Annotated in this window: 20 protein-coding genes; 11 read left to right on the top strand and 9 right to left on the bottom strand. The window is 40.0% G+C overall.

What is annotated here, in order from left to right; all coding sequences use genetic code 11:
* Positions 1–11: 11 nt before the first annotated feature.
* Positions 12–1,616, top strand: coding sequence for a sulfatase family protein (locus FDK13_RS19330; protein WP_137341659.1), 1,605 nt, complete (start codon positions 12–14; stop codon positions 1,614–1,616).
* 15 nt (positions 1,617–1,631) lie between these two features.
* Here FDK13_RS19330 and FDK13_RS19325 read toward each other — a convergent pair whose 3' ends face one another.
* From FDK13_RS19325 to FDK13_RS19315, 3 genes are read right to left on the bottom strand one after another with little or no spacing between them, the layout of a single operon-like run.
* On the bottom strand, positions 1,632–2,894 hold the full coding sequence (locus FDK13_RS19325) for a Gfo/Idh/MocA family oxidoreductase (RefSeq protein WP_137341658.1): 1,263 nt from the start codon (positions 2,892–2,894) through the stop codon (positions 1,632–1,634).
* Positions 2,895–2,947: 53 nt separating this feature from the next.
* Positions 2,948–5,716 carry a family 78 glycoside hydrolase catalytic domain gene (locus FDK13_RS19320; RefSeq protein WP_137341657.1) on the bottom strand — a complete coding sequence of 923 codons (2,769 nt, stop codon included), beginning with the start codon at positions 5,714–5,716 and terminating at the stop codon, positions 2,948–2,950.
* Between the two features lie 44 nt (positions 5,717–5,760).
* The gene (locus FDK13_RS19315; protein ID WP_137341656.1) at positions 5,761–7,068 is read right to left on the bottom strand and encodes an alpha-amylase family protein; all 1,308 of its coding nucleotides are present in this window, start codon (positions 7,066–7,068) and stop codon (positions 5,761–5,763) included.
* Between the two features lie 278 nt (positions 7,069–7,346).
* Here FDK13_RS19315 and FDK13_RS19310 point away from each other — a divergent pair, with 278 nt between their 5' ends.
* Positions 7,347–8,252, top strand: a complete 906-nt coding sequence (locus tag FDK13_RS19310) for a prohibitin family protein (protein ID WP_137341655.1) — start codon at positions 7,347–7,349, stop codon at positions 8,250–8,252.
* 90 nt (positions 8,253–8,342) lie between these two features.
* Here the strand turns inward: FDK13_RS19310 and FDK13_RS19305 are convergent, their stop codons facing one another.
* Genes FDK13_RS19305 through FDK13_RS19295 form a run of 3 tightly spaced genes read right to left on the bottom strand, consistent with a single transcriptional unit; the run spans position 8,343 to position 11,769 of the window.
* Positions 8,343–9,680: an APC family permease gene (locus tag FDK13_RS19305; protein WP_137341654.1), complete on the bottom strand. Its 1,338-nt coding sequence runs from the start codon at positions 9,678–9,680 to the stop codon at positions 8,343–8,345.
* On the bottom strand, positions 9,680–10,732 hold the full coding sequence (locus FDK13_RS19300) for a dipeptide epimerase (protein ID WP_137341653.1): 1,053 nt from the start codon (positions 10,730–10,732) through the stop codon (positions 9,680–9,682). Before FDK13_RS19300 ends, FDK13_RS19305 begins: the two co-directional genes overlap by 1 nt.
* Entirely contained in the window at positions 10,729–11,769 is a 1,041-nt protein-coding gene (locus FDK13_RS19295; RefSeq protein WP_137341652.1) for an N-acetyltransferase DgcN family protein, read from the bottom strand. The genes FDK13_RS19300 and FDK13_RS19295 overlap by 4 nt, the downstream gene beginning before the upstream one ends.
* A 123-nt stretch (positions 11,770–11,892) precedes the next feature.
* On the opposite strand from FDK13_RS19295, the gene FDK13_RS19290 reads away from it, so the two are divergent.
* Both FDK13_RS19290 and FDK13_RS19285 read left to right on the top strand, forming a co-directional pair.
* Positions 11,893–12,345: an Lrp/AsnC family transcriptional regulator gene (locus tag FDK13_RS19290; protein WP_137341651.1), complete on the top strand. Its 453-nt coding sequence runs from the start codon at positions 11,893–11,895 to the stop codon at positions 12,343–12,345.
* On the top strand, positions 12,345–13,475 hold the full coding sequence (locus FDK13_RS19285; RefSeq protein ID WP_229216107.1) for a serine hydrolase domain-containing protein: 1,131 nt from the start codon (positions 12,345–12,347) through the stop codon (positions 13,473–13,475). The genes FDK13_RS19290 and FDK13_RS19285 overlap by 1 nt, the downstream gene beginning before the upstream one ends.
* A 176-nt stretch (positions 13,476–13,651) precedes the next feature.
* Here the strand turns inward: FDK13_RS19285 and FDK13_RS19280 are convergent, their stop codons facing one another.
* Entirely contained in the window at positions 13,652–14,035 is a 384-nt protein-coding gene (locus FDK13_RS19280; RefSeq protein ID WP_137341650.1) for a T9SS type A sorting domain-containing protein, read from the bottom strand.
* A gap of 124 nt (positions 14,036–14,159) precedes the next feature.
* Here FDK13_RS19280 and FDK13_RS19275 point away from each other — a divergent pair, with 124 nt between their 5' ends.
* The 5 genes from FDK13_RS19275 to FDK13_RS19255 all read left to right on the top strand — a co-directional run bounded on the left by FDK13_RS19275 (position 14,160) and on the right by FDK13_RS19255 (position 17,322).
* Complete coding sequence (locus FDK13_RS19275; protein WP_137341649.1) at positions 14,160–14,783, top strand: NUDIX hydrolase N-terminal domain-containing protein; 624 nt, start codon at positions 14,160–14,162, stop codon at positions 14,781–14,783.
* Positions 14,784–14,865: 82 nt separating this feature from the next.
* Positions 14,866–15,387 (top strand): GNAT family N-acetyltransferase, encoded by a 522-nt coding sequence (locus tag FDK13_RS19270; RefSeq protein WP_137341648.1) that lies wholly within the window; start codon positions 14,866–14,868, stop codon positions 15,385–15,387.
* Between the two features lie 43 nt (positions 15,388–15,430).
* Positions 15,431–16,333: a bestrophin family protein gene (locus FDK13_RS19265; protein ID WP_137341647.1), complete on the top strand. Its 903-nt coding sequence runs from the start codon at positions 15,431–15,433 to the stop codon at positions 16,331–16,333.
* A 71-nt stretch (positions 16,334–16,404) separates the two neighbouring features.
* On the top strand, positions 16,405–16,839 hold the full coding sequence (locus tag FDK13_RS19260) for an Xre family toxin-antitoxin system antitoxin (RefSeq protein ID WP_137341646.1): 435 nt from the start codon (positions 16,405–16,407) through the stop codon (positions 16,837–16,839).
* A gap of 9 nt (positions 16,840–16,848) precedes the next feature.
* Positions 16,849–17,322 (top strand): RES family NAD+ phosphorylase, encoded by a 474-nt coding sequence (locus tag FDK13_RS19255; RefSeq protein WP_137341645.1) that lies wholly within the window; start codon positions 16,849–16,851, stop codon positions 17,320–17,322.
* Between the two features lie 15 nt (positions 17,323–17,337).
* Here the strand turns inward: FDK13_RS19255 and FDK13_RS19250 are convergent, their stop codons facing one another.
* Together FDK13_RS19250 and FDK13_RS19245 are read right to left on the bottom strand one after the other, a co-directional pair.
* Positions 17,338–19,806: an ABC transporter permease gene (locus FDK13_RS19250; RefSeq protein WP_137341644.1), complete on the bottom strand. Its 2,469-nt coding sequence runs from the start codon at positions 19,804–19,806 to the stop codon at positions 17,338–17,340.
* 102 nt (positions 19,807–19,908) lie between these two features.
* Positions 19,909–22,284, bottom strand: coding sequence for an ABC transporter permease (locus tag FDK13_RS19245; protein WP_137341643.1), 2,376 nt, complete (start codon positions 22,282–22,284; stop codon positions 19,909–19,911).
* 400 nt (positions 22,285–22,684) lie between these two features.
* Here FDK13_RS19245 and FDK13_RS19240 point away from each other — a divergent pair, with 400 nt between their 5' ends.
* Together FDK13_RS19240 and FDK13_RS19235 are read left to right on the top strand one after the other, a co-directional pair.
* Entirely contained in the window at positions 22,685–23,779 is a 1,095-nt protein-coding gene (locus FDK13_RS19240; RefSeq protein WP_137341642.1) for a DKNYY domain-containing protein, read from the top strand.
* Between the two features lie 409 nt (positions 23,780–24,188).
* The gene (locus FDK13_RS19235; protein ID WP_137341641.1) at positions 24,189–26,342 is read left to right on the top strand and encodes a sialate O-acetylesterase; all 2,154 of its coding nucleotides are present in this window, start codon (positions 24,189–24,191) and stop codon (positions 26,340–26,342) included.
* Positions 26,343–26,438 lie beyond the last annotated feature (96 nt).

Below are 26,438 nucleotides of genomic sequence, written 5' to 3'. Positions count from 1 at the left end.
TGTAAATTAGTATGTATAAAAAATCATTTGCAACGAGCTGTTTTTCCTTTTTGATTTGTTTCTCCTTTTCTTCTTTTGCACAGCAGAAAATTAAAAATACAGGTAAGCATGTAGAAAATTACAGTTCAGAAAAGTCGCGTACAAATCTTCGTCCCAACATTATTTTTATCCTTTCCGATGATCATGCATATCAGGCCATCGGCGCTTATGGAAATAAACTGGCCCGAACACCAAACATTGACCGCATTGGGAAGGAAGGCGCTTTATTTCAAAATATGATGGTAACCAACGCCATCTGCGGACCAAGCCGGGCAACGCTTCTGACAGGGAAATACAGCCATATGAATGGCTATAAAACCAATGGAAAAATTCCGTTTAATACCAGTCAGCAAATGTTCCCAAAGCTTTTGCAGCAAAACGGTTATCAAACTGCCTGGATTGGAAAACTGCATCTGGAAACGGTTCCCGGCGGATTTGATTATGTGCAAATTCCGCCCGGACAGGGAGATTATTACAATCCGGATTTTATCAATTCAAAAGGTGATACGGTTCATTATGAAGGTTATCTGACTGATCTTGTCACAACGTTTTCTCTGGATTGGTTGTCAAAACGCGATCAGTCAAAACCATTTATGATGGTGGTTGGGGAAAAGGCAACGCACCGGAACTGGATGCCGGATTTGCAGGATCTCGGAGCTTATGATGATGTGGAATTTCCAATTCCAACAACATTTTATGATGATTACAAAACCCGTGTTGCAGCTGGCAATCAGGATATGAATATCGCTAAAACGATGAAAACGGGACATGATTTCAAAATTCATGCGGATTATAACGATCAGGAATACAATCGTTTCACGCCTCCACAGAGAAAAATTTTTGAACAATATTATGATAAAATAACGGCTGAATTTGATGCTAAGGCACTAAAAGAAGATGAGCTCTTACGCTGGAAATTTCAACGGTACATGAAAGACTATCTTTCAACGGCAAATTCAATGGACCGCAACATCGGCAAGATTCTGGATTATCTTGACAAAACAGGACTTGCCAAAAACACAGTGGTCATTTATACTTCCGATCAGGGATTTTATACTGGCGAGCATGGCTGGTTCGACAAGCGGTTTATGTATGAGCAGTCGCTTAAAACGCCATTTCTCATGCGTTATCCCGGTGTAACTAAACCGGGTTCAAAAATAAATCAGCTTGCTGTAAATATTGATTGGGCACCAAGTATACTGGATATTGCCGGTGTAAAAATACCCGCAAATATGCAGGGAATGAGTATTTTACCTATTTTAAAACAAGATGCAAAGCCAGATAACTGGCGCAGTGAAACCTATTACCATTATTATGAATATCCAAGTCCACATAAAGTTCAGCCACATTTCGGCACCAGAACCAGCCGTTATAAACTGATAAGATTCTACGGCCCTACCGATTTTTGGGAATTATTTGACCTTCAAAAAGATCCGGACGAGCTTACTAATGTTTTTGAAAACAAAAATTACAAGCAGATTGTAAAAGACATGAAAATAAAATTAAAAAGGCTCATCAACCAGTATCAGGATGATGAAGCCCTTTCGATTTTATCAAATAAAAAAAACATTGAGTGAGTCAGATCTGATATTTTAAAGTGTCCATGGTGAGCGCATCGGCTGATCGATCAGTCGGTTTGCAGCTTCGTCTCCCACAAAAAACTGCGCAACAGGATCAAAATTCAAAGATCTTCCAAGCCTTAATGCAATAACACCCAAGTTCACAAGCGTGCAGGAGCGGTGGCCATTTTCTTCATTCAGGGCAAATTTACTGCGTGTTTTTACTGCTTCCAGAAAGTCCGTAACCTGAGGTTCCGGCTCAGGAAATGCGGCCAGTTTTTTGGCCAGATCCGAAATATCTGAACGCATCTGTGGATACAGTTTTCCATTCGGCCCTTCAATAAAAGGCACGTTGCTGTCTTTTCCTTCTCCATCCAGGACAATCTTGCATCCATCCGCATAGGTATATTCAATTCTTCGCCAGGAACCTACGGCATCGGTATGTTGCTGTGGCGCATCAATTTCAATACTGATGGGACTTGTATCGTCTTTTCCAAGCAGATATTGAACCGGATCCATGTAATGCTGGCCCATATCGCCAAGTCCACCACCGTCATAATCCCAGTAACCACGGAAATTATTATGCACCCGATGTACGTTATAAGGCTTGAAAGGAGCGGGCCCGAGCCACATGTCGTAATCCAGTTCAGGTGGAACAGGCTGCGGATCAAGGTTGGTTTTGCCAACCCAATAAAATTTCCAGTCAAAACCGGTATGCTTGCTGATAGTCACTTTCAAAGGCCATCCGAGCATGCCTGAATCAACCAGTTTTTTGATCGGTGCCACAGGCGTTTTCATCCCGTAAAAATCGTCCTTAAAACGAAACCAGGTATTCAACCTGAAAATTCTTCCATGCTGCTGAACCGCTTCTATTACCCGCTTTCCCTCTCCTATCGTACGCGTCATGGGCTTTTCACACCAAATGTCTTTACCCGCCGCCGCTGCCTCAGCCGAGATAATGCCATGCCAGTGCGGCGGAGTGGCAATATGTACGATATCGACTTCGGGCAGCTGGATCAGCTCACGGTAATCTGTAAAAGTTTTAACCTGATTCCCCGCCATTTGAGCGATGTTATTAAGGCGGTTTTTATCCACATCACATAAGGCTACCACTTTTGGTGCACCAAGTTTTAGATGCGCTCTTCCCATCGTGCCAAGTCCCACAATTGCTTTCGTCAGCTGGTCGCTTGGCGCAATAAATCCCCTTCCCAGCACATGCCGGGGAACGATTGAAAAAACAGCCAGACCGGTTAACGAGCCTTTTATAAATTTCCTTCGGGATACATTACTTTCCATAGTCGTGATCGATGGTTTCAGAATAAATTTGTTCTTCTTTTTTTAATATCAGCTTATTTCCATCTGGTTGAAAAGGAATATTTCCCAGAGCCCGCTTCATAAACCAACGAGCCGTTTTCAAATCTCAGAAAACGGATATCCGTCATTTCTTTCACAGGTTTATTACCTTCCAAAACCTGCTGATCAGGGTTCTCCACCGGAATCCAGATTTCAGAAGTTGTATTGGCAGGAATACTGACATCCAGTTTAAATTGTCCGTTTTCAATTTTCCAGCTGCTGCCAATCTCACCTCTCACAGAATGATAGCTCCCCTTGGCCCAGGTAAGATCACCGGCAGGCTGCGGTCTGATCTTTATTTTTTCAAAACCTGCCGATAGCGAATTGATACCCAAAAGCGAACGATAAAACCATTCAATCACTGAACCGAACATGGGATGATTGTGTGAAAAAACGCCGTCAGAATAGGCCCAGGTTTCCCAAAGTGTTGTTGCCCCATTTTCAACCATATGCCCCCAGCCCGGGAAACTCCTCTGGTTTGCAATCTGGTAAGCTATCTCATTCCGGTTTTTATTTCTGAAAACATCGAACATCATTTTCGTTGAAAAAATACCTGTTGAAAGATGTCCGTTTTTTCTCGCGATTTCTTTTTCAAGAACATTGAAAACCGAATCAGTTTCCGTTTTCGGGGCAAAATCATAATATAGTGCAAAGATTTGGGCGGCCTGTGTAGCATTATCAAAACGACCGGCTCCGGGAACATAAAATTTCTCAAAAACCGCTCTTTTAGCCCGGTCGGCAAGTTTTGCATATTTTAAAGAATCAGAAGATTTACCGAGAATACCCGCAAATTCTGTCATCAATTTCAGGTGATGAAAATAGAAGGAAGAAGCTGAAAAAGCTTCCGGTTTTGTATCCAGCGATTCGTGATCACTGATATCATGGTAAAATAAATTGCCGTCGGCTTTACTGATCAAAAACTCAATTTGCTTGTGAAAAGTATCATAGTTTTCTTCCAGCACTTTTTTATCACCATAAAAATCGTAAAGCTGTTTGATCATATAAGGAAAAGCAAGCTGCCAACCCAGAGGCCCGCTGTCATCGCCTGGCCCTTTGTCGGCGATACCAACGTATGGCGCGGTTTCTGTCATTCCGCCTTGCGGCCTTTGGTCATTTACAAAATCACGCACGGCTTTTCTGTAAAAATTAGCCATATCAAAATTGTATGCGAAAGATTCAGCCGTGGCGACAATATCACCTCCATAACCAAATTTTTCCCGGGCCGGACAATCCGATTGTACGCTGAAAACATTGCTGAGAAAAGTCCACTGCGCCATTTCATTGACCCGGTTAAACATAGCATTCGAGCTGCTGAAATTACCAGAAGGCATAAGATCTGAATTTAATCTAAGCCCTTCCAAGTCATTTAAAGTAGGTTTCCCCGGCCAACCGCTCACTTCAACATACCGGAAACCATGAAAAGTAAAACGTGGATTCCAAGTTTCTTTTCCAGCTCCCTTCAAGATATAATTGTCCTGCTGCCAGGCAACATCGGGAGCACCGGGACCGCCCGTACCTTTTTGTTTGATTTGCCCGGCAACCGTGGTAAGAATATTCAGGGAACCGTCTTTATTGAGATCTTCACCATAACGCAGACTAATTTTTGTGCCGGCAACTCCCTCTACATGAATTCTTGCGACGCCGGCAAAATTCTGTCCCATGTCAAAAATGAAAATACCGGGTTTGATTTCTGTAACTTTTACGGGTTTTACAATTTTTGTGATCTTGATTGCAGGCTGCATCTGAGCAGATAATACACCCGGAGGACCATCAGATTCGACTGCATTTTTCCAGTCAGTTGAAATTTTGCCAACATTGCTCCATCTACTTTTTTCCAAACGTGCGTCATAGTCTTCACCCAAATACACACTGTTTTTTACCACAGGTCCCGGCGCTGTCTGCCAGCTTTTATCCGTCGAAATCGTTTCAACTGTTCCGTCCGCATATTGAATACGAATCTGCGATTTTACAACCGGACGTCCGGTCCACTGTACATCACGAAGATTAAATTTTCCAAAAAATCTTAACGGCAAAGCATCATACCATCCATTGCCCAGCATTATACCTGCCGCATTTTCGCCACTTTTAACAGAACCTGTAATGTCATAAACCACATACAAAGCCTGTTTTTGATAAGCCGTCCAGCCGGGATCCAGCATATGGTCTCCGATTTTTTGCCCATTCAAATAGGCTTCATAATAACCCAGCCCACTGATGTAAAGCCGCGCCGACAAAACTTTCTTCGTTATTTTAAACTGTTTTCTAAACAGAGGCGAAGGATCTTTCTGATAAAAATCCTGATCTCTTTCAAACTGTTTGCTCCCATCCCCGATCCATTTTGCCTGCCAGTCCGCAGCGTCAAGCATGGCAGTTTCAAACCAGGCCGGTTTACTCCAAACAGAAGCTTTCCCATTCTGGTCATAAACCCGCACCGACCAGTAATAGCGGGTAAAGGATTTTAGTATTTTGCCCTGATAATCAATATGCAGACTTTGATTTGAAATCACTTTTCCACTTTCCCAGCTACTCCCTTTGCCTCTTGAAATGTCGCTCAGATTATCACTCACCACAATTTCATAGGCAGATTGTTTGCCGCCTCTTTGGTCGGAAAGTAAAGTCCAGCTTAATCTGGGGATGGCAGTATCAATGCCAAGCGGGTTTTCAATGTATTCGCAGGTGAGTTTATCGGTTAACAGATCTGCATAACAAGCCGCCCGAAAAGATAGTACTATTGTAAGAAGTGATAAGAAAAATATTTTTTTCATTTTAATTGATGAATTTGGCTTGATGAGGATTCGCTGGTAATAAATCACTGGGACAAGAAGTAGAGTTTTCCTTCTCCCGGTAAAAAGTTCTCGGTCAAACGCTTTGCTTTTTTATCAAATAACGTCTTTTGCGCTTCTCCGTTAACCTTGGAAATTTGTTGTACTTTTTTAATTCTTCCCGCCAGCTGAAAGGTAAATTTTTTGGATTCCTTAAACGATTTATTGACAACCATCACATACTCTCGTTTACTGTTTTGATCTTTAAAATAAGAAAGAATAAGCTGCGAAGAAGATTCTGCGGGCTTGAAAAGGAAATCGGCGGGAGCTGGTTTTGTACCCATCCAAAGACTGTCGCCGGAGTGATAAACTTCGACAGCATCCAAATGAATCAGCGTTTTGCCAAGCTGCGTCATTTCTGCATTAAATTGCTGAAAGGGTTTGTACAGATCCGTTTTTTGTCCCAGCGAATCAATGACCGAATTCATGAATTTCTGATCACCCTGCCCGGTCGGAGTAGCATAACAAAACCAGACCGGATTTTTAATTCCGTAAGCCAGATTTGAATATACATTTAGCCGCATTTCATTTTCACCCGGGCGTCTGAATGTATTGACAATGCCAAAAGATTGCAGATAAGAGGAGGTTTTCACTTTGTATTTTAATCCGGCGCGGCGGATGATATCCAGATTGTTATAATATGATTTTTCAAATTTCCCTTTCCGCAAATAAGGATAATTATCAAAAGATAAATATTTCAGGTTTTCTTTCCCAACACCTTCTATCCATCTTTCAACGTAGGCTTTTTCATAATTTTTTACAGCGAAATCCGGGAATAAATTCACGTGAGGAATTTTGTTTTTATCCAGATAAGCGATTTTGCGATAGGTTTTAATTGCCCAATCCAGCATTGCGCTATCCGGTTCATCACGAATGTAATAACCCGCAGTGGCCGGATGATGGCGATAGGTCTCTACCATCTCTTCAATTTCCTTGTCAGAACCAGTAACCCTGGGATCCGAAACATACACTTTCATTCCATATTTCCGGGCCAGATCCAGCATTTTAAAATTCTTTTCCGGCGTATTCAAATCTGTGCCAGACACATTCTGAATACAGTTTACATGCGATTCGCTCAGAATTTTATATTGCTCATCATTCGTAAATTTCCAAACTGGCGGCCAGAAAATACCGATAACAAATTCGTCCTTTTGGGTTTGCGCATTTGCCTGAAAATTGGTCAGCAATAATATTCCCGCCAATAGAAAAATACAGCCAACCGAACGAGTGAATATTATATTCCTACATTGTGCGAAAAAGTCAGACAAAATTGAAAAAGGGCAATACTTCATCATTGCTATCGGCTACTTGATTAATCAGAAACGGTTACATCTATTATACCCGTTAATTGTATTTTCAGGCTAGTAATACGGTGTTTTAAGAATCTATCAAAATGATAAATTCTTATCGTTTTGATAGATTCCGGGTTAATTTTAACCTGGTTAAAAATTATTATAAATATCTTTAAATCAATTTATTAACATTCATAATAGATAATACCAAGTAATTGGCATAATTTTATCGCGTATATAGATGTAAGTTTAATTTAACATTTTAAATATATCCGAATGCCATGTTCTTTCTAACCTTGGGAATCCTTATAGCCATCAGTGGTTTTGTGATCAGTAAATCCTCCTTGAATATTTTTCGTTACGGTTCCATTTTAAAAGTTTCAGGAATTGCAATTGCGGTTTTGGGAATCCTTTCGGCAAGTATCCGTCAAATTGATGCGGGTACAATCGGTGTGCAGTCTTTATTTGGAAAAGTAGATCCACAAGTACTGGAAAATGGTTTGAATTTTGTTAACCCGCTATCTCAGGTAACGATTTTCGATACAAAAACACAGAATTACACCATGTCCCTAAAAACCACAGAAGGTGAGATTCAGGGTGACGATGCGATCCGTGTTTTGTCTGCCGACGGGTTGGAAGTAGTTATTGACCTAACGGTATTGTACAAGATCATGCCCGACAAAGCGCCCGCCATTTATAAAGGAATTGGCCCGGATTATAAAGACAAGATTGTCAGACCTATAACCCGCACGCGAATTCGTGATAATGCAGTTTATTATGACGCTGTTGCACTTTATTCCAAACGGCGTGACGAGTTTCAAAGCAGGATTTACCAGACGATTGACAAAGATTTTAAAAGCCGGGGATTGATATTGGAACAGCTTTTAATTCGTAATATCAATTTACCCGAATCGGTTAAGAAAACCATTGAATCAAAAATCAACGCCGAACAGGACGCTCAGAAAATGGAATTTGTCCTGCAAAAAGAAAAACAGGAAGCAGAAAGGAAACGTGTGGAAGCCAGAGGTATTTCTGATTATCAGACCATTATCGCGCTAAGTTTGACAGACCGCCAGCTTCAATATGAAAGCATTAAAGCGCAAAAAGAACTGGCGGCATCACCGAACGCGAAAATTATTGTTTTGGGAGGAAAAGGAAATGTGCCGTTAATTTTAAACGATCATTAAAATTTCAGTTTAAAAATCTGTCAAAATCACTTTCAGATTTTTCTGAGAGTGATTTTCTTATAATTGTTTTTGGTAAAAACAACAATGAATTTATAAATCTGATTTCACCATTTTGGTATAATACCAATAAACCGGAACGCCAGATAAAATAAGTAACAAGCCTGTAAGTGCCTGAACCGGCTGATTAACTGCACTAACAACAACCAGCAAAAAACAGAAAGCCGAAAATATGGCCGGAATCCATAAAGGCACTTTGTACGGTCTTGGCATTTTATTCCTCCTGAACAAAATCACGCCGAAAGCCGCCGCGCCATAAAAGAAAAAAGAAGCAAAAACCAGAAGATCGGTGAGCGCATCAAAACTACCCGACCAAACGAGCACAATAGACCAAATGGCCTGGATCAAAATAGAAAATGAAGGTGTATTGTAAACCGGATGAATGATGGCAGCTTTTTTGAGAAATAATCCGTCGCGGCCCATCGCGAAAAAGATTCTGGCCGACATTAGAATTGTTCCGTTTGTACAGTTAAAAGTAGTCAGCACAATGAGTACGGATAATAAAACCGCTCCGACATTTCCTCCCAAAACTCTTGAAGTTTCAACCGCTGCGATCTGATTGATTCCCAGCGATTCAATTTGAGCGGGAGCCAGAATAAAAAGATAAACCGTATTAATTAAAAGATAAAGCACGATTACGATCAAAGTTCCAATGCCAAGCGCGAGCGGCAGATTCCGCTGCGGATTGTTGACTTCTTCTCCAATAAAACCAATATTGTTCCAACCTTCATATCCCCAAAAAGCACTTAACGAAGCGGCAAACATGGCTGCAAAAAGTGGCCATCCCGTCGGCGCACTAATGGCAGTTTGTGTAAAATGTTCGGTATTTCCCTTTCCTGAAAAAACGGCAAGAATCACGAAAGCAAGAATAGAAAGAACGATTCCGGCAATAAAATACCGGCTGAGTTTTTCGCCAAAAGAAACACCGCGATAGTTAACGTAACTTAAAACGATAATCAGCAAAGAAGCGATAATTTTGATGCTGGCTCCTCCCAAACTGTGAATCTGCGGAACAATTTCGTGCAGCGATTCAGAGAAAACATAGGCTAATGCAGCAATGGTGGCTGTTTTCATCACTGCCAAACTTGCCCAACCGTAAATAAAAGAGAAAAACTTGCCGTATATTTTATTGAAATAAATGTATTCTCCCCCCGAACCCGGCATCATAGAAGCCAGTTCCGCACTACTTAAAGCACCCATCAAACTTAATACGCCCGCCAGCGTCCAACACAGAAGTACCAGCGTTGGCGAATGAAGCTGATCCATCATCGGCGCCACTTTTTTGTAAATTCCCGAGCCGACAATGGCGCTGACAACAAGAAAAACAGCGGAAAGTGGTTTGATCGATCGCTTTAAAGTATTTTCATTCATCAGAAGCCTGGTTTTGACTGTATGGAAAGATATCCCTGCTGTAATATAAAACCACTTTCCTTATAATCTTCCAAAAGATCAAAACTGCCGTCTAAATCCAGGTATTTTGTATTCGGACAGGCGAACGCGGCGTGCAATGCGGCCGATATGCTTAGATCACTTTCGTCATTACAACCCCAGAAAAGATCAATATTTGCCTGTTTGGCAATATTGGCAATTTCAAAAGCAGAAACGAGCCCGCCGCATTTCATCAGTTTGATATTAAAAATGCCAAACAATCCGTCACGCGCAATCTCGAAAGCTGCCTTTGCTTCGGTAAGCGATTCATCGGCAGCTAATTTCCTACGCACATCCTCCGGAAATTTTAACAGTTCAGTATTAAATTTTGGATGAAAAGGCTGCTCAATTAATTCCAGCGGAGAAGATGACGTTAGTTTTAGAAAAACGTCAAGATCATCAGCCGAATAACCTTCATTGGCGTCAACACGGATTGTGAAATAATCGCCAAAAGTCTCATTTAGCCGGGTTACACGTTCGGCATCCAACTCCGGATTTAAACCTGTTTTCACTTTTAAAACCTTAAATCCCTGCTCTTTATATTCTTTGGCTTCCTGAATAGTTTCGGCAACATCTTTGATCCCAATTGTCACAGACGTCAGCATTTTGGCGTGATGCCGACCGTAGAAATCAACAATCGGTAATTCAATCCATTTTCCAAAAGCATCATGAAGCGCTATGTCAAGAGCCGCAAGCGTAGCCGGAAACCGTGCATAAATCTTTCTAAAATAAGCGATATGGGATAGAAATTCCCGGATATGTTTTCCCTTTAAATAATCCGAAACCCTGTCCGAGCTTAGATTTTCCAGCGTTTGCGAAGCCGTCTCTCCTATTACCTCAGGATCAGGATTGGCAGCACCTCTTCCGCAGATTCCGTTTGATAAAGTGATTTCAAAAAAGATGATTTCTGCATCGCTGATGGTTTCGCGCGCTATGGTGTAAGGTTTTTTGAGAGGGATTAATTCAGCGTAAGCTTTAACAGATTTAATGTTCATTTTATCAGCGATTTAAGCATATCAACAATAGGGTCACAACCTTGCTGAATGGGCAGAAGTACAGGAATTCCCAAGCGTTTTCGATATGATTCCTGAAAAGACAAATACTCCTCTTCTGTACAATTTTCCGTGTTGAGCGCCAAAGCAATAACATTTGATCCATACAATTTCACCAATTCAATTTCAGATTCCAGCGTTGGGATTTTGCCAAAATGTTCTTCCATATCAAAGAATTCCCGTTTTGGAGAATGTACCAGAATTACATTTTTAGCCCCACCCGAAAGCAGAAATTCAGCTCCGCACGGCCCGCTTGGATTTCTCAGTGCGGATTGTCCTTCAATGAAAATAAGGTCAGGATTTGTTTCTTTATCACAACTTAAAATCGAATGTTCAAGCTCACCTGATACGAAATCGTTCAATGTTGAATCAAAAATAAATCCATATTTTCCACCTTGCAGCCAACCAGTTTGTCCGGTATAAATCATTTGTGCTTTAAGACCAGCCTTTTCACAGGATTTGATAAGCAGCCGGGTCGTTGTTCTTTTTCCAAGTGCACAATCGGTTCCCATAACGGCAATGACCGGCGTTTGAAGATTCAAAATCTCTCCGGTCCAGAAATGCAGATCTTTAAATGCCTTTGGCTTACGGATATCAAGCAATTTTACGCCATTTGTTTCTGCCAGAGCAACCATATCTTCTCTCGCGGAAAGATAATCATGAAGACCATTAACAATAGAAAGTTTATTTTTGATGGCTGTTTCGACGATTTTCAGCATAAAATCCGGAAACCGTCCGCCCGTTGTTGCTACACCGATAATGCAATAAGTCGGGCCAGCCTCTTTTGCTTTTTCAATACTTTCAAAAACAGGAATATTCCGAAATTTCCCGTCCAGTACTTCTCCCGCATCTTTGCCTGTGTGTTTGCTGTCAACAATCCCAACAATTTGAAAACGCTCGCTCTCACGGATCAGTCCGTGAGCGGTTTTTGCATCTACCGTATCCAACAGACCGGCAGTTAATACTATTGCTTTTTCCATCCGATTATTAAAATAAATCAAGTAAAAATAGATTAAAATTCTACAAAAGAATACATTTTTGTAATAATATTCCTAAATTGTATTTAATATAAGGATACAATTCTAAATTTACTTCCAAGTCGAATGACAGACGAACTCGATAAAAAAATCCTGAATTTCCTGCAAAAAGATGCTAAACTAACTATTAAAGAACTGGCAGAATCTTTAGAAATGAGCACGACCCCAATTTTTGAACGCATCAAAAGAATGGAAAGAGACGGTGTGATCAAAGGTTACGTCGCGCTGGTTGATCAGGAAAAAGTCGGACGCGGACAAACCGTTTTCATCAACATCAGAATGCCGGTTTATACAGCCGAAAACGTTGCAGAATTTGAAGAAACGATCCGCGAAATGCCCCAGGTTCTGGAATGTTACCATCTGGCCGGTACTATTGATTATCAGCTGAAAGTCGTAGTAGAAAATATCAAAGAATACGACCGGCTATTGCTCGAAATCTCAAAAATCAAAAATGTAAACGTGGAAAGCAGCGTGATCGTGCTTCATGACGTAAAACAGCAAACAGCTATACCTTTATAATGATGAAATTATCCCTGGCAAACGTTTTGTTAAAACCTTTACTTATTCTCTTTTTTGCGACTCTGATTTTCACTTCCTGTAAAAATGCCAGGCACACGGCAGCACCGGATCTGGATGCAAAGCTCGATAAGATTTTTGCTTCTGTCCCGGATTTTAGCGGCGTTTTGCTGGTTGCAGAAAAAGGCAAACCTGTTTACCATAAAGCCTTTGGTTACAAAAGTTTTTTAACCAAAGAACCGATGGAAACTACCACCATTTTTGAACTGGCATCGGTTTCCAAACAATTTACGGCGATGACCATCATGCAAATGAAAGAAGCCGGAAAATTGTCTTTTGATGATCCGGTCGGCCGTTACATTCCCGGTCTTCCTTATACCGGCATCACCATCAGGCATTTACTCACACACACATCCGGACTCCCTGATTATCAACAGGTCATGGACGAACATTGGGATAAAAATAAAGTTGCCGGCAATGCAGATAACATCGCTTACCTTATTCAATATCATCCTGCAAAACATTTTGAACCAGGAACAAAATATGAATACAGTAACACCGGTTTTATGCTTCTGGCGAGTATTACAGAGAAAGTTTCAGGGGAGGATTTTATCGAATTTTGTAGAAAACGGTTTTTCGTTCCTTTAAAAATGACAAGTACTGACATCCGAACCCTTGATCAGAAAAAGAAATTGAAAAACCTGGCACTTGGCCATATTTATGTAAAAGACAAGCAGCGTTACGTTCCGGCCGATTCATTTCCGCAATTTAATTATGCTATCTGGCTGGGTAATCGTAAAGGTCCGGGACGGGTGAGTTCCACTTCCGCTGATCTTTTGAAATGGGACAGGATTTTATATTCCAATACGCTGATAAAAGCGGAAACTTTGCAAGAGGCATTTACACCTGCTCATCTGAACAACGGTTCCATTTCAAATTACGGTTTTGGCTGGAAAATCAAGGAAACAAAAAGGGGAAAAGTTGTATGGCATGACGGAGATAATCCGGGTTATGCCACAGAATTTATCAGATATATTGATACAGATAAAACCATCATTTTACTTTGCAATAATGCCCATGCGAAGATGCCTGAAATTTTAAAAAGTGTGGAAGCTCTTGTGGAAGAAGAATAAAAAATGAGGCTGTGTCAAAAAGTAAATTACATCTGATAACATAACATTTTTTCGCTTGTAAATCGAAGATTAGACTTTTGATACAGCCTCATTTTGAATGAAACATTTTAATTTATTTGATCGCGATAACACGTTCAATTTGAGGTTCCGACAATTGGAACTCTCTGGGCTTTTAATTACTGAATTTCAATAACACGTTCAGTTTTAGGTTCTGACACCTGAAAAGTTTTAACCTGGCTCTCGTTTTTGCTGCTTACTTCAATTTCATACTGACCGTCTTCAAGTTTATCTACATTCAAAACACGTCCGAATTTTTGATTTCCCTTTTCCACTACTTCGCTGTAAACAACATCGCCGCTTTCATTTTTTATCAAGATCGTGGTAGCCGCGTCTTCATTTGCCTGATCTACCAGCACATTGATTTTTCCTTCTTTATTAATGTATACTCCCGTATTTAAAGCAGATGATTTTTTATTATCTCTTTCTTCGGCATTGGCTGTGAAAGCAAATGATGTAACTACTGCGAAAGCAACTAATATTTTTTTGATTGAAGTTCTCATGATACTTTACGCGTTTAAATTCTCTATTAAATGTTATGTTAAAAAAAATATTTAAATTATCCTGTTATCAAAACGCCGGTGTTTCCCGAAAAATTTCAAAATAAACATTAAATAATTATTAATTATGCAACCCTCTGTGATTCTGGAATATACAAAGCGCCTCAGATCCATCGCACATCTTGGACTAACCTATTCCAATAATGAATATGACACGGAACGCTACGAAGAGCTGAAAAAAATCAGTCTGGAAATGATGGAGTTGTTGACCGGGCAACCTATTGAAACTATTTCTGTTTATTTCAATGATAAAAAAGAATACATTACCCCAAAGGTGGATGTGCGGGCTGTAATTTTTAATGAGCAAAACCAGATCCTTTTAGTAAGAGAAAAAGCGGATGGAAAATGGTCACTTCCGGGAGGCTGGGCGGATATCGGACAGTCACCAAAGGAAGTTGCTGTCAATGAAGTGTTAGAAGAAACCGGTTTTGAATCAGTAGCAATCCGACTGCTTGCCCTGTTAGACAAACGTATGCATCCCCATCCGCCACAACCGGATTATGTTTATAAACTTTTTATCCTTTGTAAAATTACCGGTGGCGAACAAACACAGGTTTTTGACATTATGGATATTGGCTTTTTTGCTCAGAACAATGTGCCGGAATTATCTCTTGAAAGGGTGTTGCCTTCACAAATTGATTTAATGTTTGAATACTTATTTGATCCAAAAAAGGAAACGACGCTTGACTAGCACAATCTGTTATGCTAAAATTTCGCAATTTTGCATCTGTTTTAAAACCAAAACCAGTTATAGTTTTGTATAAAAAACGACTATGACTACGATCCGGAATGCAAATTTGGCTAACCTTGAAGAAATTATTTTATTGTATCACCAAGCCACGGAATATCAAAAAAGCGTTGCGAAAAAATACTGGAAGGGCTTCGACAAAGAAATGATCGTCAATGATATTACTGGCAAAAACCAATGGATAATTACGATTGATGATCAAATCGCCTGTATTTTCTGCACCACTTTCAGTGATCCGTTAATCTGGTCAGAAAAGAATAACGACCCTGCCGTTTACCTGCACAGAATTGCGACCAAACCGGATTTTAGAGGACAAGGATTTATGAAACAAATTGTTTGCTGGGTTACCGGTTTTGCTTTGAAAAACGATAAGAAATTCATTCGTATGGATACGGGCAGTGGTAATGATAAATTAAATAATTACTATATCAGCTGTGGATTTGACTTTTTGGGAACTACCGCGTTAAGTCATACAAAAGGCCTCCCTGAACATTATAAAGACGGTACTTCAAGTCTTTTTCAACTGGATTTATCTATATTGGTATAATTATTGACATTCACTTTACATATGATCAATCAAATTTTACCGAATGTACGTTAAGGAAGTTTTCTCAATCTGGCGCCTTCTGAAAGGAATATGGGTCGGAGTTCTTGCGGTGACGAGTTACGCCGCTTTTGTCTTTTATCTTTATCAATATGAAAACTGGCATTTTCTTGTTTTCCCTATTTCCATTATCTCAATCGTCGGCACCGCGCTTTCCTTGTTGCTCGGTTTTCGTACCAATTCCGCCTACGACCGATGGTGGGAAGCAAGGAGATTATGGGGTGCTATCGTGAATGACAGCCGGTCGCTGGTCAGACAATCCATCGCTTTTATCAAAACAGATCCTCTTGAGAAAAAGGAAATCATCGACAACATCGCGCACTTACAGATTGCCTGGTGTTACGCATTATGCAATAGTCTGCGTCAGGAAACTGTTCTGGTTGACGCCAATTTACATTTAGAACCAGAAGAACTGGACTTTGTTTCCAAGCACCAAAATATCCCGAACGCCATTATTCTACTGCTCGAAAAAAGGATTACATCAGCCTATGACAAGGGCTACATCACGCCGATTTTATTCCAAAGCCTTGACAATACATTGGCGCGCCTGACCGATTCGATGGGAGGATGCGAACGGATTAAAAATACCATTTTCCCTACGCAGTACAGCTTTTACGTCCATTTGACCATTTTCATTTTTACATTGATTTTGCCCATGGGACTTATTGACAGCATCGGAAGAATCGCCATTCCGATCACTTTCGTCATTTCCTTCCTTTTCTTTTATGTTGAAGGAATTTCATATGTTATGCAAAGTCCGTTTGAAGGAAACCACAACGATATTCCGATGCGATCGTTATCACGTACGATTGAAATAAATCTGCTGCAAACCATTGAAGCTGACTTGATTCCGGATAAGATTTTGCCGAAGGATGGGTATGTTATGTAATATTTTGAGAAAATTTTCTTTTTATAAATTGAAAATTTTCCTCTATATTTGAGTTATAAAATAAACGTATTATGAAAATCGCTTCAAACAATAAGAAAAATAGCCTGCAAAGCAGATTCAGTAATATTAACATGGCGACTAATTTTGCAATTGTTGTTTCTGCCCGAAAAGGTTTACAAACAAAAGTTTTTTATGATTTTGCCGAAGCTATAAAAATGCCGGAAAAAAGTCTGGCTTCTATTATGAACCTGTCATCAAGAACAATAAGCAATTATAAAGAATCTGAAAAAATGTTGGAACCTGTCCAGGGCGAACATCTTCTCAAACTGATTACTTTATTTGAAAAGGGTGAACAAATATTTGGCAGTATTGATGAATTCAATTACTGGCTAAAAAAACCATTCTGGAATTCAGAAGAGAAGCCTATGGATTGGCTTAATACAAGTGGTGGCGTAGATTTCCTTAGTGAAGAAATTGAAAAACTCGCCCAAGGTTATCCCGTCTAAAAAGTCAATATGCTTGTTTATAGAATCGTTCATCAATTATACAGTAACAGCCTTTTTGCATCGGGTTTGAAAGGTCGATGGAATAGTCAGGGGAACAAGGTACTGTATGCAGCCGAATCTATACCACTGGCTTTTTTAGAAAACATGGTCAGGCGCCAGGGTGTTGGATTCAATGATGATTTTAATATCATGTTTATTGAAATTCCGGATAACCTGAAAATTGAAACAATATCTGCAAATAGTTTGGGCAAATCATGGAGAGATCCAAATGATTACTCTAAATGCCAGCAAATCGCTGATAATTGGTACAATAATGAAAACTCTCCCGTATTAAAAGTCCCATCAGCAGTTATGCCTGAGGCGTTTAATTTTGTAATCAACACGAGGCATAAGGATTACTCAAAAATCAAATTAGTCGGAATAACACATTTAGTTCCTGATGCAAGAATTGAGGATATTTTGAAAAAATACCCTCAAAACTAAAAGAATATCCAGCCCCTACTCACTCCGCAAACTCTTCACCGGATTGGTCAGCGCCGCTTTCAAACTTTGTAAACATATCGTTATCAACGTAATAACAAGCAGCAACAGAGGTGGAACGATAAATATTGAAATTCCCAGAGCAATGTGAAATGCATAATTATCCAGCCAGGTACTCGCGGCCAGATAGATCACGGGAATCGCGATCACGGATGCTATGCAAACAAGCTTCACAAAATCCCTGGAAATTAAAACCAGCAGTCCGCTTACCGAAGCACCCAAAACTTTCCGGATACCTATTTCTTTTGTTCTCAATTTGATAACAAAACTGGAAAGCCCTAAAAGCCCCATACAGGCAACCACGATAGCCAGCACCGCAAACAAGCCAAACACATTTCCCAAACGCGCATCTGCCTGATATTGACGATTAAAATATTCGTCAAGAAAAAAGTATTCAAAGACATTTCCCGGAAATGCTTTTTTGTAAAGTGCCTCCACATCTGAAATACTACGGCCTGCGTCAGAAGCTTTAAGATTCAGAGAAATATATTTCCAACCATGGTGAGAAGGATAATAAAACAAAATCGGATCGAATTTTTCTTTCAATGAACGCTGATGGAAATTTTTAACGACACCGGAAATTTTACAAAGTACATCGTCAGTACCAAGCACGAATTTAATTTCCTGATTTACCGCCTCCTCCGCAGAATTGAAACCTAATGCTTTAACGATTTCTTCATTGATCAGCACTTTTGTATATACATTTGGTGCCATTGATGAGCTGTCGGTAGCTTCCAGGTTTTTTCCGGCGACGAGTTTAATGTTATAGGTTGGGATAAAATTTTCGTCTATTTCCATAAGATAAGTTGTGAAATTATGTTGCTTATCCTGGCTTGCTTTTCTGACACTATTCCGATAACGAATCATATTACCAGGAATATCCGAAGTAGCCGAAGCATCAATCACAGAACTCGTATTCAGTATTTCAGCCTTGAAATAGCCGAATTTGTTCCCTATCGTCGAGTCTATGATAGCTGGTGCTTTTACAATCAAAACCTGATCCTTTTTATAGCCCAGATTTCCATTTCTCATAAAATTAAACTGCTTGAAAACTACAAAAGTCGAGGCAATAAGAATAATGGAAAGTACAAATTGAAAAGATACCAGAACCTTCCGCAATGAAATTCCACTTCCTGTTTGCACCGGCGCACCTTTCAATACTCTTACCGGCAAAAACGATGACAAAACAAAAGCAGGATAAGCACCCACCAGCAAAGCTCCCGACATAAAAACGGCTAACACCCCGGCCCAGAAAAACAGTTTCCCTCCAAGACCGGTCGAAAAGAAACCTGTGCTGATATTTCTTCCTATAAAATGATTGAAAGATGAAGTCAGAGACAAAATGATAATTGCCGCCAGCACCAACGCCAGGAAATTGACGATAAAAGATTCAAGCAAAAACTGAATAACCAATTGTTGTTTTTCCGCGCCAACAACCTTTCTCAGACCCACTTCCTTTGCCCGCTCCATCGATTTGGCGGTGGACAAATTGATGTAATTGATCCATGCTATGAATAGAATAAATACGCCTATAATAGCCAGAAAATAAATTTCTTTTGCACTTCCATTGGCTTCGGCTTCTTTCAGATAGTTTGATGTAAGGTGAATATCGGTAACCTTCTGCAATTGAAATGAACACTTGAAATTAAGTTCTTTCATTTTTGCACCCAGATAACGTTCAATGAAAGCGGGAAACTTGGCTTCCAGTTTTTTAATATCCGTTCCCGGAGCCAACAATATATAATTATAAAATTCCGGCCAGGCCCAGTTGTCCTCACCAAACTTAGGTCCGAAAACAGCAATAGGAACCAGTATATCAAATTTTAAATGTGAATTTTCCGGAGCATCTGCAAAAACAGCGGTCACCTTCATGGGTGTAACCCCATTGAGTTTTAGAGACTGTCCGATCGGGTTTTGCTCGCCAAAATATTTTTTTGCCTCTGATTCTGAAATCACAACAGAACCTTTATCTGAAAGACAGGTTTTCTTATCACCTGAAATTAACGGATAAGAGAAAACGTTAAAAAAAGATGCGTCCGTGATATAAATATTACTTTCATTGAAAGTTTTTGTTTCACCTACTGGCGGAGTGTACGACATTGTAAAAGCATTCAGGAAAAGCGATGCATGTACAACACGAACAAAATCAACAACTTCCGGAAAGTTTACCTTCATCGCAGGCCCTACCGCCGGATGGTTAGCAGCCGTTGTGGGCACATCATCCATACTGCCTGAATAGGAAATCGGAACACGGTACAGGTTTTCGGCATTGGTATTAAACTTGTCGTAACCCGACTCAAAATTTACATATTGAAAAATAAAAAAACAGGCTGATATCCCGATTGCAAGTCCCAAAATATTAATGGCTGAAAAGCCTTTGCTCCTCCAAAGATTTCGCCGGGCGATTTTGAAATAGTTCTCGAACATAGTTTTTCTCGGTTAGCTATCAGCGATTGGCTTTTAGCTTGAAGGGTTGGAGATATAATTTTCTTTTATATATTTAAATATAAAAAATATTTCCAGCAATTGCTAGTCACTTTTCAGAGATTGAACCGGGTTCATCAGGGCAGCTTTCACAGCCTGAAAACTTACTGTCAGCATCACAATTGTAATGGTAACAACTAGTGTCAGTGCGAATATGGAAATGCTCAGAGAAATCCGATAGCTGAAATCACCCAGCCATTTGTCCATAGCGTACCAGGCAACCGGGGTCGCGAGGACAAAGGCGATTAGTACCAGCGTTATAAATTCAGTCGACAATAGTTTTACCACGCTGGCAACAGAAGCACCCAGTACTTTTCGCACACCTATTTCTTTTGTTCTTTGCTGAGCAGAATACGCCGCCAGTCCGAAAAGTCCAAGACAGGAAATAAGAATTGTTAATCCCGTAAAAACGCTGGTAAATGAAGCTGTACGCTGTTCCTCTGCAAATTTCAATTTGTAAGATTCATCAGCAAATGTGTACTCGAAGGGATATTCAGGATTGTATTTTTTGAAAATATTACCGACTATTTCCAGATTTTCTGCCGTATTAACATCCGGATTAAGACGCAGCCCAACCCAGTCCAGTTGTTTCGCCGGACCATAAATGACAACAGGATTTATTTTCTCGTAGGGCGATGCAAAAATAAAATCTTTCACCACGCCGACTACATGCCACTCTTTTTCTGAGAACTTAATTGTAGTTCCAATCGCGTCAGCAAGTCGCATCGCTTTCACCGCCGATTCATTCAGCATCAGGGCCAAAGAATCCGTTGCGTATTTTCGGATATCAATTTCACGGCCAGCCTGTAATTTTACACCATTTGTTTTCAGAAAATCAATGTCAGCGCCGAAGGGTACAAATTCCTGATCTTTATCCTTCTGCGTACTTCCCGGCCATGAAAGTCCCCATTGACGCGTGTTCAGCTGCGTGATTGGCCCAATTGATCTGCTTGTGGCAACAACAGCACCGCTGGAAACAAGTTCTTGTTGTAAGGGAGAAAAATGATTTTGAAGATCGCCTGACAGATAGGTAAAAATCAGGTTATTTTTATCGTAACCGCTTTCCCGTTTTTGTCCGAAACTGATCTGCTGTTTTATGACAAGCGTTGAAACAATTAAAATGATTGCAAACGTAAATTGAAGTACAACCAGGATTTTGCGTGGAGAAAAAACGGCATTTGCAGGCTTGTAAGTACCTTTCATAATCTTGATTGGCTGAAAACCAGCCAGAAAAAAGGCAGGATAACTACCTGCCAACAGACCTGTAAATAAGACAAAGCCAAGCGCGGAAAGCCAGAAAACAGGAGAATAAATGTTTAACAATAGTTGGGTATCAACCAGCGTATTAAATTCAGAAATACTTGCAAATACAATCATCAGCCCAACGATTCCGGAAATAAAAGCAAGGATAACCGACTCAGTAATAAACTGCAAAACCAAAGCCATTCTCGGCGCGCCGGCTACTTTTCGTATGCCAACTTCTTTTGCACGTTTTTCGCTTCTGGCAGTACTCAGGTTGACAAAATTTACACAAGCAATAAACAAAATGAAAGCAGCAATGATGGCAAATAATCTTACGGTAACAATCTTTCCGTCAACCAGTTTTCCGTTTTCTTCTTTGGAATACAAGTGCCAGTTATTAGCCGAGTGAAGAAAAATTCTTCTGTTGGATGTGTCATCAATTACACCTTTCAAATGTGTAGCCGTCGCATATTTTATTTTTTCATTCACTTGGGAAACGTCAGCTTTCGGGTCCAGAAGTACATAGGTGTAATAATTATTATTGTTCCAGTTATCATTCGACCAGCCGAGCGCTTCATAAAACTTAAAGGGCAAAATATATTCAATTTGCTTAAAACCAGAATTGGCTGGTAAATCCGCGAGAACACCAGTTATCTGAAAATTATCTTTGCGCTCAACCAGAATTGTTTTTCCGATCACATCCGTGCTGCCAAAAAGTTTTCTGGCCAGAGTCTGGGTTATCACGATATTATTATTTCCCGCTAATGCACTTTTGCTGTTTCCTGATAGTAATGGCAAATCGAAAATATTCAGGAAGCCGGGATCTGCAAAAGTTCCTTCGGGATTCAAGTATTTATCGTTGGCTGAAAGAAGAAGTTGGCCCGGCCGATAGCGGACAGCTTCTTCAATTTCAGGATAATCCTGTTTTAATGAAGCAGCAAGCGGCGGCGGTGTTGTTCCCCAGACAAAAGGCTCTCCATTTATTTTATCTTGATTGTAAACCTGAAAAATCCTGTCCGTTTTCGGATAAAAACGATCAAATTTAAATTCACTTTGTACCCACAAAAAAATCAGAACAGTAGCAGCCATCCCGATGGCAAGGCCGGATATATTAATAAATGCATAAACCTTTGCTCTTAAAAGGTTGCGCCAGGCAATTTTGATATAGTTTCGAAGCATTGTCAGAGGATTTATACAGACCGGATTTCATGGTTTTCAACAAATTTATGCCAATAGACCAAATATGCATTTCCAAGCCGTAAGGGTATTTTTTATTTTTCAATATGTCCGAATCTGAACAATGCTTTGTTCGGATTTGTGATGGAAAAATTGCAGCACTTCACTAATTATTTTATCAAAAAAAGTGACTGTACTTACATTTTAACACATTGTTCACCTTTTGTATACTTACTTTCTCCACCTGTGTACGTCTTGTATACCTCATAAAATAAATGGTCCGAAAACCACTGTATAATTTTGCATCACTCAGTTCTGAATCTATTTTCATGACCATTAAAATGTCGTGTTCTTAATAGTGAAGGGCCGAGTTACATTTTTTAACTAAAAAATAATTCAGGTTATGTTTCAATTTATAAAATGGATTTTCAAAACGATTTTCCTCATTATCGGCTCTCTTCTTTTTAGATGTAATACGGACGAAAAAGAAAAAATCACTTTTAACGGAAAGGTAATTACCGACGAAAACTTCATTGTACTAAACAACCAGTTTGCCAGGGACTCAGCCAATGCTTATTATAAAAGCCGGTCTTTCAGCTATGCAGACGTTGCCACTTTTGAAGCGGTGGACGACCATTATGCAAAAGACAAGAACAAAGCTTATTACTGCGATGAATATCGTGAAGGTCAAAATTATTATTTATCAAAACGTCAAACCATACTGGAAGTCAAAAATGCGGATCCCGCTTCATTTGTCAGTTTGAAAAACGGATATGCCAAAGACCTCAAAAATGCCTGGTTTGAAGGTCAGCCTTTTGACGTAAAAGATGTTTCTTCACTGGTCAGTATTGATTATCATTTTGCAAAAGATGACGTGTCCGCGTATTTGAACCGTCATCCAATCAACCGAAGCGATGGAAAAACATTCGTGATCATCGATGGCAATTTCGCGAAAGACAGTTCTAATATTTACTACTACGGCTATACCGGCGAGGGGCAGAACAATATATGTATTTTACCGTGCGACAGACAATCTTTTCAGATTCTTGATTACCGGTATTCACGGGACAATGTCAATGTATTTTTTCTTGGATTCAGACTAAAAGATGTCCACGCCGAAACATTCCAGATAATGGATGACGATTATTCAAAAGACAAAAACAGTGTGTACTTCCAGGAGAGAAAAATTGCAGGTGCTGCCCCGGAAACTTTTGAAGTTTTCAAGGAAAACGAAATGTTCGGTCATGATGTAAACTATGCAAAAGACAAGCACGCTGTATTCATGGATGATAAAAAAATGAAAGATGCTGATCTATCTTCTTTTATGGTATTGGGAGAAAATTATGCACGTGATAATAGGCATGTTTTTTACAAAACCGGTATTGTAAAAAATGCCGATCCAGCCACTTATAGCGTTTATCCACACGACATGGGTGATGCGGATTCCGAGGATGGAAATTATAAGTATCACGAAGGGGCAAGAATTGTCAAAGAATGACACTTACTTATAATAGTTAAAAATAACTATTAGTGTTCAATTTAAATATCCTCATTATCAACCAATTACTACAAAAGCAATACATTTCAATTTTTAACTTAAAACATAAATATTCCATGATCCTTAAATCTTCAATTAAATGGTGCATCAGTCTTAAGAAAATTAACAGATATTTGTAAAATTTATGACCAAAAGATTTATCCGTTAGCATTAGTTACAATTTCTCTGTTTCCCGTCTTTAAGTAGAGACCTTTCAGATTCTGATTAGCTTATAAAAATAATTTGCAGGTCATTTCGTGTTCACGGGCAAAAAAATAATAATTCAAATTGCAGGATTAATTTCTCCGCGATATTTTTGTCAATAATCATTTACCTTTTACGGAGGTAAACATCAATAAATCAAGATAAAGTGAGTAAAAGTTTAAAAACCCTTTGCGTTTCATTGAAATGGATGTTTTTTTTGTTAACCCCGGTATGTGTCAATGCACAGATTAGTTTGACCGCACCCCTCGAACGTTCCGTTTACCAACGGGAACTTAATGGTTCTGCTACGGTCACAATCAGCGGCAGTTATGCCTTAGCCATGGATAAAATTGAAGTGCATGCCACACCGGTAGCTGCAAATCAGGGAACAGAAATAAACTGGACTACTTTACAGGATAAACCTTCGGGAGGCGTTTTCAGCGGCACACTCCGGCTAACTGGTGGCTGGTACAAACTGGAAGTAAGAGGCTCTAAAAACGGAGTTTTAATAGGAAATTCCGCGACAATTTCCCGGACAGGTGTTGGTGAGGTATTTATTATTTCCGGACAATCCAACGCGCAGGGGATGATCGATCATGGTTATTCTAACGCGCTGCCACCAGGAGCATCCGAGGATAGGGTCAACTATGTTGCTGATAACAATGAAGACAATAATAATACACAGGATTTGGCTTACCCAACTTTTAAACAACTAAACAGCACCGAAGAGGTAATGGGGCCACGTGGCCACGGGAGCTGGTGCTGGGGAATTTTGGGGGATTTACTTGTCAAAAAATTGAATGTTCCGGTTATGTTTGTCAATACCGCCTGGAGCGGAACTTCCATTATAAACTGGGTAGAAAGCAGCCAGAATATCCCAACGTATTCGGTATACACAGATCATACATTCATTCTGCCTTCCCAGATGCCCTATGGGAATCTGAGACTGGCGTTACAATATTACGTAAAACAATATGGTGCCCGGACGATCCTGTGGATGCAAGGGGAATCGGATAATGATCCGGTCAAAATGAGTTTTGAAGATTACAGATCGCGTTTAAAATTTGTGATCTCCAAACTTGCATCAGATGTAAACAAACAAATTCCCTGGGTTATTGCACGGACTTCTTATGCAAGCAACAGTGTTTTTCAACCCATCATTGATGCCCAGAATGCGGTAATTAATGATTTGCCGGGAATTGCTTATCCAGGCCCGGCTACGGACAATTTGCCTGCCACGCGTGCCGATGGCACCCATTTTTATGGGACTAACGCATTGACAGTACTTGCGAATGCCTGGAATGACGCGCTGACTATTAATTTTTTTTCAACAGTTACGCCGGTTGCGATTACAGATGAAGCCAAAATCACCAGCGTTTGTGCACCCAACAATACTTCCGTCAACCTGACTTTACCGGACGGCTACCTCAACTATTCCTGGACCAAGGAGGTGAACGGGAATTCGAGCACGGAAGGCGGCAGGTCCATCAACGTGTCCAGCCCAGGCGTGTACTATGCCAAACTTAGAGATGCTTACGGAAACACACTGCGGTCTCAAAAAATTACCATCACAGGTGCTATAAAACCTGCAACACCAACCATTCTGCAATCCGGATCACAGCAGGAATGTTCAGATTCTGCATTTACCTTTTCTATTAATCCGGGAACTGATCAATATAGCTGGTACAAACAAGGCAACAATAATTCACTTTCGACAGGATCCGCCATCAATGTTACAGAAGCTGGCACCTATTTCGTAAACGGACAAAACGTACTTGGCTGTGTATCGGACAATTCTACTGCTTCATCTCTGTTAATTCGTCCGCAAATACCCACCCCGGTTATTGCTAAATCAGGACCATTCACGGCCACTGCAACAATTAATGAGACTGGCACGTATGAATCTTACAACTGGAAGCGTGATAATGAAATACTTGAAGCATCTGCAACCAACACAATCAAAACAAATATTAAAGGCACTTATGCTGCAAGAGCATTTCAAACTTTTACTTTGGGAAACAATGTACTGACCTGCTATTCGCCGTATTCCAATGACCTGGAAGTTGTTACTGACGGAGATTCCGATTTTATTGTTTACCCAAATCCAGGTGCTCGTGACGATATTTATGTGGAATCTCGCGAAGATGTTGAAAATGCGGAAATAATAGTATATGACCTTTACGGAAGAATCATGATCTCTCAAACCCAGGACATGAAAAGCCGCGTTAAAGTACATGTAAATAACCTTTCGTCCGGCAAATACATACTACGCATCAAAGCGGCAGGAATCAACATATCCAAGCAAATAATTGTGTTGTAAAATTGTCGCGTTATAATTAAAAGAGCTATGCTTAACCGAATTAATTCAGGTAAGCGCAGCTCTTTTAATTTTCACCCAAAACATGATCAAAGATTT

It is taken from the genome of Dyadobacter frigoris (assembly GCF_005280585.1).
Lineage (GTDB): Bacteria > Bacteroidota > Bacteroidia > Cytophagales > Spirosomataceae > Dyadobacter > Dyadobacter frigoris.
Note: the sequence above shows the minus strand (reverse complement) of the source record. Positions and strands in the feature narration are given on the sequence as shown.

Coding starts and splice junctions, on each gene's coding strand:
- FDK13_RS19240 (WP_137341642.1), top strand. CDS start 22,685: ATGTTTCAATTTATAAAATGGATTTTCAAAACGATTTTCCTCATTATC.
- FDK13_RS19325 (WP_137341658.1), bottom strand. CDS start 2,894: ATGGAAAGTAATGTATCCCGAAGGAAATTTATAAAAGGCTCGTTAACC.
- FDK13_RS19250 (WP_137341644.1), bottom strand. CDS start 19,806: ATGTTCGAGAACTATTTCAAAATCGCCCGGCGAAATCTTTGGAGGAGC.
- FDK13_RS19320 (WP_137341657.1), bottom strand. CDS start 5,716: ATGAAAAAAATATTTTTCTTATCACTTCTTACAATAGTACTATCTTTT.
- FDK13_RS19275 (WP_137341649.1), top strand. CDS start 14,160: ATGCAACCCTCTGTGATTCTGGAATATACAAAGCGCCTCAGATCCATC.
- FDK13_RS19270 (WP_137341648.1), top strand. CDS start 14,866: ATGACTACGATCCGGAATGCAAATTTGGCTAACCTTGAAGAAATTATT.
- FDK13_RS19260 (WP_137341646.1), top strand. CDS start 16,405: ATGAAAATCGCTTCAAACAATAAGAAAAATAGCCTGCAAAGCAGATTC.
- FDK13_RS19255 (WP_137341645.1), top strand. CDS start 16,849: ATGCTTGTTTATAGAATCGTTCATCAATTATACAGTAACAGCCTTTTT.
- FDK13_RS19310 (WP_137341655.1), top strand. CDS start 7,347: ATGTTCTTTCTAACCTTGGGAATCCTTATAGCCATCAGTGGTTTTGTG.
- FDK13_RS19300 (WP_137341653.1), bottom strand. CDS start 10,732: ATGAACATTAAATCTGTTAAAGCTTACGCTGAATTAATCCCTCTCAAA.
- FDK13_RS19265 (WP_137341647.1), top strand. CDS start 15,431: ATGTACGTTAAGGAAGTTTTCTCAATCTGGCGCCTTCTGAAAGGAATA.
- FDK13_RS19290 (WP_137341651.1), top strand. CDS start 11,893: ATGACAGACGAACTCGATAAAAAAATCCTGAATTTCCTGCAAAAAGAT.
- FDK13_RS19280 (WP_137341650.1), bottom strand. CDS start 14,035: ATGAGAACTTCAATCAAAAAAATATTAGTTGCTTTCGCAGTAGTTACA.
- FDK13_RS19245 (WP_137341643.1), bottom strand. CDS start 22,284: ATGCTTCGAAACTATATCAAAATTGCCTGGCGCAACCTTTTAAGAGCA.
- FDK13_RS19330 (WP_137341659.1), top strand. CDS start 12: ATGTATAAAAAATCATTTGCAACGAGCTGTTTTTCCTTTTTGATTTGT.
- FDK13_RS19285 (WP_229216107.1), top strand. CDS start 12,345: ATGATGAAATTATCCCTGGCAAACGTTTTGTTAAAACCTTTACTTATT.
- FDK13_RS19315 (WP_137341656.1), bottom strand. CDS start 7,068: ATGATGAAGTATTGCCCTTTTTCAATTTTGTCTGACTTTTTCGCACAA.
- FDK13_RS19295 (WP_137341652.1), bottom strand. CDS start 11,769: ATGGAAAAAGCAATAGTATTAACTGCCGGTCTGTTGGATACGGTAGAT.
- FDK13_RS19305 (WP_137341654.1), bottom strand. CDS start 9,680: ATGAATGAAAATACTTTAAAGCGATCGATCAAACCACTTTCCGCTGTT.